General features: G+C 41.6%; 11 protein-coding genes and 2 tRNA genes. 9 read left to right on the top strand and 4 right to left on the bottom strand.

Features of this window, described 5'->3' with window-relative positions:
* Positions 1-3 precede the first annotated feature (3 nt).
* Both Q0954_RS23280 and Q0954_RS23275 read right to left on the bottom strand, forming a co-directional pair.
* Positions 4-77, bottom strand: a tRNA-Ile gene (locus Q0954_RS23280).
* A gap of 90 nt (positions 78-167) precedes the next feature.
* A tRNA-Ile gene (locus Q0954_RS23275) sits at positions 168-241 on the bottom strand.
* A gap of 98 nt (positions 242-339) precedes the next feature.
* Between Q0954_RS23275 and Q0954_RS23270 the strand changes: the two genes are divergently transcribed.
* The 9 genes from Q0954_RS23270 (at position 340) to Q0954_RS23230 (ending at position 9716) form a co-directional block, all read left to right on the top strand.
* A complete protein-coding gene (locus tag Q0954_RS23270; RefSeq protein ID WP_299460980.1) occupies positions 340-1014 on the top strand; it encodes an HAD family phosphatase in 675 nt (224 codons plus the stop codon).
* A 37-nt stretch (positions 1015-1051) separates the two neighbouring features.
* On the top strand, positions 1052-2239 hold the full coding sequence (locus Q0954_RS23265) for a site-2 protease family protein (protein ID WP_299460978.1): 1188 nt from the start codon (positions 1052-1054) through the stop codon (positions 2237-2239).
* 314 nt (positions 2240-2553) lie between these two features.
* Positions 2554-3858, top strand: coding sequence for an adenosylmethionine--8-amino-7-oxononanoate transaminase (gene bioA / locus Q0954_RS23260; RefSeq protein WP_299460976.1), 1305 nt, complete (start codon positions 2554-2556; stop codon positions 3856-3858).
* Between the two features lie 384 nt (positions 3859-4242).
* Positions 4243-4839 (top strand): pyruvoyl-dependent arginine decarboxylase, encoded by a 597-nt coding sequence (locus Q0954_RS23255; RefSeq protein ID WP_299460974.1) that lies wholly within the window; start codon positions 4243-4245, stop codon positions 4837-4839.
* A gap of 8 nt (positions 4840-4847) precedes the next feature.
* Positions 4848-5720: an agmatinase gene (gene speB, locus Q0954_RS23250; protein ID WP_299460972.1), complete on the top strand. Its 873-nt coding sequence runs from the start codon at positions 4848-4850 to the stop codon at positions 5718-5720.
* A gap of 361 nt (positions 5721-6081) precedes the next feature.
* Entirely contained in the window at positions 6082-6510 is a 429-nt protein-coding gene (gene speD, locus Q0954_RS23245) for an adenosylmethionine decarboxylase (RefSeq protein WP_299460970.1), read from the top strand.
* A 3-nt stretch (positions 6511-6513) separates the two neighbouring features.
* On the top strand, positions 6514-7365 hold the full coding sequence (gene speE / locus Q0954_RS23240; RefSeq protein WP_299460968.1) for a polyamine aminopropyltransferase: 852 nt from the start codon (positions 6514-6516) through the stop codon (positions 7363-7365).
* A 425-nt stretch (positions 7366-7790) separates the two neighbouring features.
* Positions 7791-8624 (top strand): transglutaminase-like domain-containing protein, encoded by an 834-nt coding sequence (locus Q0954_RS23235; RefSeq protein WP_299460966.1) that lies wholly within the window; start codon positions 7791-7793, stop codon positions 8622-8624.
* A gap of 156 nt (positions 8625-8780) precedes the next feature.
* Positions 8781-9716 (top strand): hypothetical protein, encoded by a 936-nt coding sequence (locus Q0954_RS23230; RefSeq protein ID WP_299460964.1) that lies wholly within the window; start codon positions 8781-8783, stop codon positions 9714-9716.
* Between the two features lie 31 nt (positions 9717-9747).
* Here the strand turns inward: Q0954_RS23230 and Q0954_RS23225 are convergent, their stop codons facing one another.
* Positions 9748-11265: a caspase family protein gene (locus Q0954_RS23225; RefSeq protein ID WP_299460962.1), complete on the bottom strand. Its 1518-nt coding sequence runs from the start codon at positions 11263-11265 to the stop codon at positions 9748-9750.
* A 65-nt stretch (positions 11266-11330) separates the two neighbouring features.
* On the bottom strand, positions 11331-11645 hold the full coding sequence (locus Q0954_RS23220) for a hypothetical protein (RefSeq protein WP_299460960.1): 315 nt from the start codon (positions 11643-11645) through the stop codon (positions 11331-11333).
* Positions 11646-11804 lie beyond the last annotated feature (159 nt).

Below are 11804 nucleotides of genomic sequence, written 5' to 3'. Positions count from 1 at the left end.
TAGTGGACCCACCTGGGCTCGAACCAGGGACCACCTGATTATGAGTCAGGTGCTCTAACCAACTGAGCTATAGGTCCGTTGATTTTTTATAAAGTTACAGCTTTTTTTGTAAAAAAGCATCTAAAGTCTGCAAAAGCAGTCAATCACTCCTTTTGAATGATTTTTAGTGGACCCACCTGGGCTCGAACCAGGGACCACCTGATTATGAGTCAGGTGCTCTAACCAACTGAGCTATAGGTCCTTACATTTAGCTTTTGAAAATTTAATTCCTAATTCTTGCTAAATGAGGGTGCAATTTTACATCTTTGCATTTACATTCGCAAACAAAAAATAAAAAAATTGAAAAATTTCACTGAATACCAAGTTTCCCATAATCGTATCAAAAATATTATCTTTGACTTAGGGGGTGTAGTCATCAATATAGACTGGCAGTTGACGGTTGACGCCTTTCAACAATTGGCCGACCCTGCCTACCGCGACCAAAACGAAGACCTGATTCAGAAGGGAACTTACAAAGCGCAGTTTTTTGAAGATTACGAAGTAGGTAAAATCAGTGACACCGTTTTTTTTCAACACCTCCGCGAAACCTTTCACCTACAGGCAACCAATGCCCAGATAGCCCAGGCCTGGAATGCTTTACTGCAAAACATACCCCAAGAACGCATCGCATTGATAAAGAAACTAGGCGAAACCCACCGCACCTTTATATTGAGTAACACCAATGCGGTGCACATTGCCGAGGCCACCAATATATTGCAACGAGAAAACGGCATTGCCGACTTTGCCGATTTGGTAGAAAAAGCCTACTACTCGCATATTATGCACAAGCGCAAACCTTGGGCGAGCATTTACCAGCAATTAGTCGATGAAAATAACCTAAAGCCGGAAGAAACCTTGTTTATTGACGATGGTCTGGCTAATATAGAAGCTGCAAATGGCGTAGGGTTGCAAGGTTTGCATGTGGTGGCTAATCTTGATGGCTGGCTTCAGTTTTTTCAAACAACCTTGGTTTAGACTTCCCCATATATTTTCAAACATTCCTTAATTTTTCATGCGCAACAAAATAAAGGTTTATAGTATACACCTGATGCTATTTATCATCACCCTGATTACCACCACTCTGGCAGGGGCTGAGTGGACTTATGGCAGGTTGGTGTTTGACGACAAAGAGGCGATTGATTGGCTTACCCAAGAGAAGTTTTTGCAGGGCTTTGCCTTTTCCCTGCCCTTTTTAGGCTTTCTTACTGTACACGAGTTTGGGCATTACCTGACCGCACGCTGGCACAAGGTAAAAGTAAGTTTACCCTTTTATATTCCTATGTGGCTGGGTTTTTCGTTTAGCATTGGCACCATGGGGGCTTTTATCAAAATCAAGGAAGACCTTCGATCGCGTAAATTGTTTTTTGACATAGGCATAGCAGGACCTTTGGCGGGTTTTGTAGTGGCTTTAGGAGTTCTTATTTATGGTTTTACCCATTTGCCCCCACCCGAATACCTTCAGACCATTTTGGCACAACAACCCCAAATGCCCCAAGGCCAAAATGCTGAATACCTGGTAGTGGGTTCCAATCTTTTATTTACTTTGCTAGAAGCTACTTTGGCAGACCCCAATTTGGTACCTAGCCACTACAACATGATCCATTACCCATTTTTGATGGCAGGCTTTTTTGGTTTATTTTTCACTGCTTTGAATCTTTTACCAATCGGACAACTCGACGGAGGACATGTGCTATACGCCTTGATTGGCTATAAAAACCATCAACGAGCTGCTCTGATATTTTTTCTTTGCTTTGTATTTTATGCCGGACTGGGCTTTTTCTCACCCCACCAACCACTTAGTTGGCTCGCCTGGTCGCCTGCTTATCTCTTGTTTTTATACATTGTACTCTCTAAAGCCACCCACGGCTTCCGCAACATTTTACTGCTTGCTATGTCGGTATTCACTGCTCAGTTTTTGTTTGCCTTCTTTTTTCCCGAAGTCAAAGGCTACCTGGGTTGGTTGGTGTTTTCTTTTTTATTGGGGCGTGTGTTGGGCATTTATCACCCCCCCGCCCTCGAAGACCGCCCCTTGAATTTGCCCCGTCGTGTTTTAGGTTGGTTTACTTTGCTTATATTTGTACTCTGCTTTAGCCCTCAACCCCTGCAGGTAGAGCGCAAAGCCGATGATGCAAAGCCTACACCGCTTGAGAAAAAAATCCAGCAAAACCAGTTGCAGCAAAAGGTGCCAAAGAAGCAGTGAAGTTGGTAGCTACTACAGCCTCAAGTCCTTAGATGCCGATGCATACCAGTGCTTTAAGGTACAAGCAACAAGTTGCAAGCAGTGAGCGGGACAGTAGGACTTTAATAAAATAGCGTTTTATACCTGCCGGGTTTTCTAGTGCAGTCAGTAGATTTTTAATAAAATAGCGTTTTATACCTGCCAGGTTTTTCAAAACCTGGCAGGTATAGGCAAGTAGGCTTTTAAAATATTTGATGCAAATATTAAAGTTCAATTGTCTATGCTACAAAACCTGGCAGATATAAGTAATATAAGCCTGTTTAAACGCCTGAAAAATGTTTGAAAATACTTTAGAAAAAGCCGATCTGGTCTTCGACCAACAACACATCTGGCACCCTTATACCTCTATGGTAAACCCCCTACCTGTTTTTCCTGTGGCTTCTGCCAAAGGGGTATACATTCATCTCGAAGATGGCACCGCCTTGATAGATGGCATGAGCTCGTGGTGGTGTGCCATACACGGTTACAATCATCCACGCCTCAACGAAGCCATCCAACACCAATTGCAACAAATGTCGCACGTCATGTTTGGTGGTCTTACCCATACCCCAGCCATAGAGCTTTGCCGCAAATTGGTAGAGATTACCCCCGAAAACCTGCAAAAAGTATTTCTTTGTGACAGTGGTTCGGTGTCGGTAGAAGTAGCCATCAAAATGGCTATTCAATATTGGCACGCCAAGGGCACCCCCGAAAAATCTAAACTAATGACTGTACAAAAAGGCTACCACGGCGATACTTTTGGGGCAATGTCGGTATGCGACCCAGTCAATGGTATGCATCAGATATTTAATAACGTATTGGCTTCCCAAATTTTTATTGATGAACCCACTCCTGGTTTTGCCCAACCCCTACAGGCGCAAGATGCGGCTAATTTAGAGACTGCCTTTGAGGAAAACCACCAGCAAGTTGCTGCTTTTATCCTAGAGCCTATAGTACAAGGTGCAGGAGGGATGCGCATATATTCTCCGGCATTTTTAGAAAAACTTTCTGCGCTTTGTACCCAATATGGTGTTTTATTGATTTTTGATGAAATAGCCACTGGTTTTGGCAGAACCGGAAAAATGTTTGCCACCGAGCATACTACCATTGCTCCCGATATTTTGTGCATAGGCAAGGCGCTTACGGGTGGAATGATGACCCTGGCAGCGACTTTGTGTACCGAAGATGTTGCTTTGACCATTAGCCAGGGCGAAGCAGGGGTATTTATGCACGGGCCTACCTTTATGGCCAACCCATTGGCGTGCAGCGTAGCATTGGCAAGCATTTGCTTGCTTCAGGATTCAAACTGGCAAGCCTTGGTACAAAATATCGAAATTCAGCTCAAAGAGAAACTCCAGCCACTGCAGATGCACCCCAGAGTAAAAGAAGTACGGGTAATGGGAGCCATTGGGGTAGTAGAGTGTTACCACACCGTAAATGTGGCAGCTATTCAACGGTTTTTTATCCGGCAAGGCGTATGGATTCGTCCTTTTAGAAACTTGATTTATATAATGCCTCCTTTTATCATTCAACCAGATGAGCTGCACACTGTGTGTCAGGCAATAGGAGCCAGTTTGTATAACGAAGGTCATTTCGATTAGCCACCAGCCATTAGCGTCAGGCCACAGGTTTTTGTAGGCAAGTTTGCTTGATGTTTAAAAACACAAAAAACATTACATAAAATAGCCGATGCTAAACTTTTAGATAAAATGCTGGTTAAGAATGCTAAAACGAGCAATGAAATAACAACACTGTGGGTAAGAATGAGTAAGTTTTGTGTAAGCTAATGATATAGCAGTGAATAGTTTGTAGGTAAACCTTCGTTTTTAAATAAAAAGTTGCAACCCCTAAATCTCTTTTCAAAAAATGCCTTAATTTTGCTCACTTTTTTTTGAAGCTTCAAATAATCAGTAACTTTTCTGTCAATCATTTGAACCATTGACCGAAATTGGTATCATCAAATTTAACTTTTTTATGACCTAAAAATGAATATAGTGAATTTTAGTGATTTGCCTACTGTAGGACAAGCAGTAGCAAATAACCCTTCAGGGATCATTATTGGAAATCGTATTCCAAGAAGCTACTTTATCACTACCGGCGCCGGAGAAAGTGACATCACTATCCACGCTGGCTCTTATCATTTGGCATTACGAGACGCAGGCATCGAAATGGCAAATATCATGACCTACTCTTCTATATTGCCTGGCATTGCCATTGAAACCCCCAAGCCCGATCGTAAGCAAATTGTTCATGGATCGGTGATGGAATCTATTATGGCAGTGAGCCATGTAGAGAAAGGCGAGCAAGCCAATGCTGGTATTATATTTGGCTGGCTGCACGACCGCAAAACCGATGAAAGGTACGGAGGGTTGGTTTGCGAACACGATGGCAATTATGGCGAAGAACAGCTCCACAAAAACCTAAACGACAGCCTCGAAGAGTTGTATGTAAATGGGTTTGAAGAGGAGTTTTACCTGAAAGACGCCTATACTATTACCAAAAGCTTTGTACCCAAAAAGAAACATGGCACAGCCCTAGTCTCTTTGTGTTTTACAGATTACATTTATCCGGTAATAGGCTAATGAATGACATGGTTCCGGAGAACAAAATTACCCAATACGGGGATTTTGAACAGGAGTATACTACCCTCGAAAACGCGCAAATAGTAATATTGCCCATACCTTACGACAAAACCAGTACCTGGATAAAAGGTGCAGATAAAGGTCCTCAGGCTATACTGGAAGCCTCTTATAACCTAGAGTTTTATGACATAGAGACTCAAACCGAGGTATACAAAAGAGGCATCTATACGGCACCACCAGTGACCGAAAATGCCAGCCCTGAACAAATGGTAGCTGCTGTAAGAACTGCTACTACTAAGTACCTTGAGCAAGGCAAATTTGTAGTGACCATTGGGGGCGAGCATTCGGTAAGTATAGGAGCTATTCAGGCTTTTGCCCAAAAGTTTGACGACTTAACAGTATTGCAAATTGATGCCCATACCGATTTGCGCCCTACTTATTTGGGATCAGCCAACAACCACGCTTGTGTCATGGCACGAGCGCGCGAAGTAGCCAACATAGTGCAGGTGGGTATTCGTAGTATGGACAGCTCAGAGCTACCTTATGTAGAAGATCACCGTATTTTTTATGCCCACGACATTGTACGTAGCCGAGGCAAAGACTCCCAGTGGCAATACGAGGTGGTAGATCAACTCACCAGCAATGTGTACATCACCATTGATTTGGATGGTTTTGACCCAGCTGTGGTGCCTTCTACGGGTACCCCCGAACCGGGTGGCTTGTGGTATGATGAAGTGCTTGATTTGCTAAAGCTAGTCGATGCCAATGTAAACATTGTAGGGTTTGATGTGGTAGAACTCTGCCCCAACCCTCACAGTAAAGCGTCTGACTTTCTCGCGGCCAAGCTCATTTACCAATTGCTTAGTTATAAGTTTCATTAGTGATCTTTCATAAATAATTTGAGCCATTAAAGTGTGTCTATTGCGCTCATGCTTCTCAAAAAAAAGCTTCATCTTTGGTTATGCGCCGTTTTTTTTGAACCGCCTGAGAACAATATATTTTTTTGAATTGACACATTTTATTTTGTCCAGATCACTTAGGAATGGTGAGAAATTAAATTACCATTCTTGAGGTAGAGGTTTTGTTTTGAGACGAGGCTATTTTTTGCGCCCATAGCAGCGCTACGGGCAATAAAAATAACGAAGTATCAAGGCGAAAAATCACCCCTCAGAGTGTAAATTTATTTTTGAACAATTCCTTAGCAATCCTACAAATTACATCACATTTTTATACTTCAAAATATTGAAAGCATTAGGACAACACATATTGGTTGAGTTTTATGGCTGCCCTGAAGAGGTCATGAAAGACAACCACTTGATTGAAAAAGTAATGAACGAGGCTGCCGAAGCCAGTGGTGCTACTATAGTAGGAAGCCACTTCCATACTTTTAACCCTTACGGAGTAAGTGGGGTAATTGTAATTGCCGAATCTCACTTTACAGTGCATACCTGGCCAGAGTATGGCTATGCTGCCATTGATATTTTTACCTGTGGCGAAACCATAGATAATTTGCTGGCATTTGATTATATGAAACAGCACCTTAAACCTCAAAATACCTCGACCATTGAAATGAAACGGGGGCAGTTGCAAGATATGTTTGATAAAAACTACAGGCAACAAGTGTCAAATCAAAGTAATTCTGATGACAAACTATCAATCGAAACAGCATAGATTATGATGTGGTATAACGAAGACCAAGACGAGCACATTGTAAGCATAGGGGCGCGTACTTCTATCAGAGTAACCAAAAAGCTCTACGAAAAGCAGAGCGATTTTCAGAAAATAGAAATATACCAGACCGATGCCTTTGGTAAAATGATGGTGCTGGACAATTGTATTATGTTGACCGATGCCAACGAGTTTGCTTACCACGAAATGATTGCCCATGTGCCTTTGTTTGCACACCCTAACCCTGAGCGGGTGTTGATTATTGGAGGGGGAGACGGTGGCACTGCGCGTGAGGTATTGCGTCACCCACAGGTAAAAGAATGTGTGATGGTAGAAATAGACGAGGAGGTGGTGAATGTATCGAGGGAGTATTTTCCGGCTATAGCTTCTGAGTTAGACAACCCTAGGCTTGATCTACGCATAGAAGATGGTATGGCGTATATTCGCAACAATGAGAATGCCTTTGATGTAATTTTGATTGATTCTACCGACCCGGTAGGCATTGCCGAAAACCTGATTACAGTCAAGTTTTACGAAGAAACCCACCGGTCGCTCAAAAAAGGGGGCATTATGGTAGCGCAAGCCGAAAGCCCATTTTATTTTGCCGACATTCAGCAAAAACTTTTTCAGAACATTAAAGGAGCTTTTCCGGCAGTGTCTATGTATTTATCGCAGATACCTTTTTACCCCAGTGGTACCTGGTCGTTTGCCTTTGCTACCCAAGAAGCAGGCTTTGACCGAACCAACTACAGAGCGACCGATTTGAAAGCAATGGAGCACCAGTTGCAATACTTCAACGAGGCTTTGTTTACAGGTTGCTTTGCAATACCTACGTTTGCAAAGAAAATAATTGAATAAAAAGAGCCCTCAATGAGGGCTTTCTTATAAAAAGGAAGCCTAACCCGACCTAAAAAACAGCACCCCAAGCCTTGGCAGTGCAGCCTGTAGTTTTTTAAGGTGCTACCTCTTTTGCCCATTTTATAAGAAATCCTTGTGTAAGCAACTTACCCATTTCTTTCAATTTCCTGTACGCTTTTACCCTGTTTCAAAATATCATTTATTTGTGATTTTACCTCAAGCTTGTGATTGAACAGGGTACAACCCAACCTATAAGTTAACCCAGTATTTACTTGTTTCTACAATGCCAGCTAGTTTACTTAGTGCATAATTCCCAGCAAGAATCATTATATTTGCAGTTAAAATACCCAAAAATCTTGGTAAAATTTAATACTTTGTACCATAAAACCTGTTAAACTTGCGGTGAAGGGACTATATCTTAGCCTATGAATCAAAACGAAATAAAAGCACTGGTATCTTTGCTAGATGATGATGACTATGAGGTGATTAATCATATCAAAGAAAAAATTATATCAATGGGGGATGTCTTAATTCCCTTTTTAGAAACTGCCTGGGAAAATAACTTTAGTCCGGTGGTTCAGCGACGCATCGAAGAACTGATACACACTTTACAGTTACAATCGTTGCAAGAGCGTTTCCGTGATTGGAAAGACAATGAACAAGAAGACCTTTTGAAGGGTATATGGTTGGTGGCTTGTTTTCAATACCCCGACCTTGATCTACGCAAGGTAACCAAAGAACTGGATAAGGTTTACCACGAAGTTTGGCTGAGCCATCGTGCTTACGCAAGCCCGCACGACAAGGTGAAAAACCTGAATAATATTTTATTTACCAAACTGGGTTTTAGCTCCAACACCCAAAACTTTCATTCGCCAGGTAACTCTATGATCAACATAGTGCTTGAGTCGCGTAAGGGCAACCCCATATCATTGTGCATAGTATATATGTTGATTGCACAAAAGCTCAAAATGCCTATTTATGGGATCAACCTACCCAATATATTTGTGCTGACTTATAAAAATGAAGAAACGCAATTTTATATCAATGCCTTTAACCGTGGACTAATTTTTTCCAAGTCAGAAATAGACAATTACATCGCACAACTCAATATTCCTACAACCGACCGGTTTTATTACCCTTGCTCTAATCTTGAAATTATTCAACGTGTAATGAGAAACCTGGTGGTAGCTTTTGAAAAGCTCAACGAAGACGAAAAAGCCAGAGAACTGAAAGAGTTATTGCAAGTATTGGATGCCTGAAATAAGTGGGTAGTGCCCCTAAAGCGGTGAAAAGTACTGTAACTCATCAGCTGGTTTTTCCGGACAACACTAGATATCATAAGTGGTTTGTACGCGTAAAAGTCAACCCAAACCCAGAGATGTCGTACATCATAAATAAGAATAGTAGAAAAACTGATGACAGAAGCCTTAGTAATTAGTAAAATTAAAGAACGCCTGAATATATCTTCTAAAGACCTTTTTTACATCGCCATCATATTAGGGTTGATGATTGCATTGTTGTACAAAATCACCCAAACAAGCTTTATGAAAAAGGAAACAGCGCTGTTGGAGGAAAAAAACAATGTATTGGACGCTTATTTACATAAGTTAGACAATGACATTAAAAACCGTCAAATACAGATAGCCAATCTGGATAGTACCAATCAAGATCAAAAAGATGATTTAATGAAACAGCTTGACTTTTTGAAGCAAAAAAGAAAAGAAATTGTCAAGCTTAGAAAAGAGAAAAACGTAAGCTATCAGAAAATACTGGTTTTAACTTCTGCCATCGCCCAGCAACATGCTACCTACGGAAAAGTAAGTAAACTCAAAAATGAGCTTCATTTGCTGCAAGACAGCCTAAGCAGACTGGTAAACAATGACAGCCACCTTGAAACACCCTCCTGGCAATACAAGTTTCAGAGTTTACAAAATAGTTATCAACAGGTGGCCCAGGAAAACAAAACGCTTAAAACCAAGCTTTCTACCCTGAGCGGAAAAGTGTTTGCCACCAATATACACAGTCAACCAGGTGAAATATTGCGAGGAAAATTTGATCGGTCTACCCGTGCCCGTCGTACCTCTATTATTCAGCTTAATTTTAAACTCACCCGTTTGCTTCATCAACAAGAGCAGTTAATTATTCGCTTATTTGACGAAAGTGAGCAGGAGTTTGTCCTTAAAACCGATTATCTACAGGAGCTACTGGGGCAAACATCTACCAGTAAAACCATTCACCTTAAGCCTGCCCAAGCCAAGCGATTTAGCCGGGGCAAAAACACTGTGAAGTTATTTTTAGCTTATAATGGCAAAACCAAGCCCATAGGTATACATTCAGTGTATTTACGTTAATGTTTGGTTTTTGTAAAACAAATAAAAGGATTTAGTAACGCACCCTTACCTTTTCTTTGGCTTTCATCATCTTTTGTACCCTGCCTAGTTTCTTGCTCTGCTTTTTTACTTCTTTGGCGGTTTTTTTCAAGATAGTTTTCCAGTGTGTTTTTTTCTTGTTGAGCAACAGCTCATTTTGTAAGCTTTTTAGCAAAGCCTGAGTAAGCACCCCTTGGTAAGCATCGCGCCCTGGTTGGTGGCTATATAAAGCAATAGTTCCTGAATTGCCCAAAAATAATTGTCGATGCCCTTGGGTATTGCCCACTACAGCAGGGGCCTGAGGGGGTATAGCATTCAAGTGGTTGCCTACCGCCATATTGTATTTCTTATGTTGAGCCTGGCGACTTACCTTGCCTTGGTCAATCATCACTATTTTAAAGTCAGCCTTGGTATTTTCGAGCGTATTATTCAGGCGGTTTGTCAATGTTTGTACACTTGCCAATGGTTGTTTATCTCGTTTTTTAGCGCGGTTTGTGGTACCCAAATAGTGTACCCATACCACATCGTCGAAGCCAGGCTTGGCTTGTTTGACCCACTGCTGCCATTGCATCGTATAAAATTGTCCTGTGGAAGCTTTTTTCAACGCCAAGTGTAAGCCAGTAGCTTGAGCTATTTGATTGCCCACAGCAATTAAGCGTTGGTAAGTAGTTTGTTCTTGATCAGTAAAAACCCATAAATGAAGTTTGCCAGGTTTGCGGTATACGTCAACAAATCCATTTTCCCCTTCATTGTAATTTGTTTGACGTTTCAGGAAATAGTCGTGGCTGTCCTTGTGTACTCTGGCAGTTTTTTTTGAATTCTTGCCCCTTGTATTGCTTGGAATATGGATTTTTTCTGTACCAGGTTTTCCCCTGAGGGCAGTCTTGGTTTTACTTCCAGGCTTGTCTGACAATGTAGTAGCAGTAGTATTGAAGGTGCCAGAGCCAAGCATTTGCCGGGTATTTTGTTTGATCACAACCTTCGCTTCTCTTTGTTTGTTTACTGCGTGCTGGTCTGAAGCTACAGTAGCGGTTTGTGTAGCCTCCTTCAAAGATGTTTTTTTTCTGTGAACTGTCTTGGGCATTGTGTGCACTGCTTGATTTTCCGTACTTTTCTGCTTGAGGCTTTGGTCAGTACTTGCGTGGGTAGTTTGAACGCGTTGTACTTGGTCAAACAGGCGTGGCAAACTCACTATCATAAAAAAAGCCACTGTCGCAGCCACTGCCACGCCCCATAAACTTTGCTTTTTACGATGGCTTATTCGTGCCGATATAGTTTGAGAGTGCTTTATTGCTCCTTTAATGGTATTTTCACTTTCCTGAAGTAAACCCTCAAGGTACAGACGGTCTTTGTGTTCTTTCAGGTAAAACCCCCGAATACCATTTACTGCCAGCTGAAAGTCTCCGTCTTGTTGCATTTGTTGCTCAAACAATACCTGATCCTTTGCCGACAATTTACCATCAATGTAGTCTAATATAATAGCCTCGCTAAAATAGCCTGTTTGTTCGTAAGCGTCAGTATTTTTCATCATTCCACCGTGTTATCGAATTTAGTGTTCTTGTTGTGTTTTTCAATTACATTATTGAGCCAGCGTGTCTATGCTGCCTGTATTTTTTGTTGAGCAATTTGCTGCATCATCTGCTTGCTCAAGTCTTGAGTTATTTCGATCAAAGCCTTTTTTATATTTTTCAATTTTTCTTTACTCACACTTTTTTGGTGCAGTTGTACAAATACCTGCCGCAAAACTTCTTGTGCCGTATTTTCTTGTTTTGTCATAGCATACGCCATTCCGAATAGTTGAATCCGGTAGCGTTCCATGAGCCAGAAGAGTGCTTCTTGCTTGCCTTCACAGCACTGTTGCCAGCACTGCTGGTCTGACAGTTCTCTGTTTGTATGCTTGTGTACCGACATGGGTAATGTTGTTTGTGTATTAGGTTGCCTGGGTTTATATAGGTAGGACAGGTTAAACACTAAAAAGGAGTAGGGTTTGACAGGTAAGCCGGTGATGCCTGACTTCCTGATGAATGCTGAGTTGCTGCATAAGGGGCAATGAGTAAATAGAACAGCAGC

The organism is uncultured Microscilla sp. (assembly GCF_947493425.1).
In the GTDB taxonomy this organism is placed as follows: Bacteria; Bacteroidota; Bacteroidia; order Cytophagales; family Microscillaceae; genus Microscilla.
This window is presented reverse-complemented; position numbering and strand designations above follow the sequence as displayed.

Excerpts from the sequence above, each read along its gene's own strand:
- Q0954_RS23265 (WP_299460978.1), top strand. The coding sequence starts at position 1,052 with ATGCGCAACAAAATAAAGGTTTATAGTATACACCTGATGCTATTTATC.
- bioA (WP_299460976.1), top strand. The coding sequence starts at position 2,554 with ATGTTTGAAAATACTTTAGAAAAAGCCGATCTGGTCTTCGACCAACAA.
- Q0954_RS23255 (WP_299460974.1), top strand. The coding sequence starts at position 4,243 with ATGAATATAGTGAATTTTAGTGATTTGCCTACTGTAGGACAAGCAGTA.
- speB (WP_299460972.1), top strand. The coding sequence starts at position 4,848 with ATGGTTCCGGAGAACAAAATTACCCAATACGGGGATTTTGAACAGGAG.
- speE (WP_299460968.1), top strand. The coding sequence starts at position 6,514 with ATGATGTGGTATAACGAAGACCAAGACGAGCACATTGTAAGCATAGGG.
- Q0954_RS23235 (WP_299460966.1), top strand. The coding sequence starts at position 7,791 with ATGAATCAAAACGAAATAAAAGCACTGGTATCTTTGCTAGATGATGAT.
- Q0954_RS23230 (WP_299460964.1), top strand. The coding sequence starts at position 8,781 with ATGACAGAAGCCTTAGTAATTAGTAAAATTAAAGAACGCCTGAATATA.
- Q0954_RS23225 (WP_299460962.1), bottom strand. The coding sequence starts at position 11,265 with ATGATGAAAAATACTGACGCTTACGAACAAACAGGCTATTTTAGCGAG.
- Q0954_RS23220 (WP_299460960.1), bottom strand. The coding sequence starts at position 11,645 with ATGTCGGTACACAAGCATACAAACAGAGAACTGTCAGACCAGCAGTGC.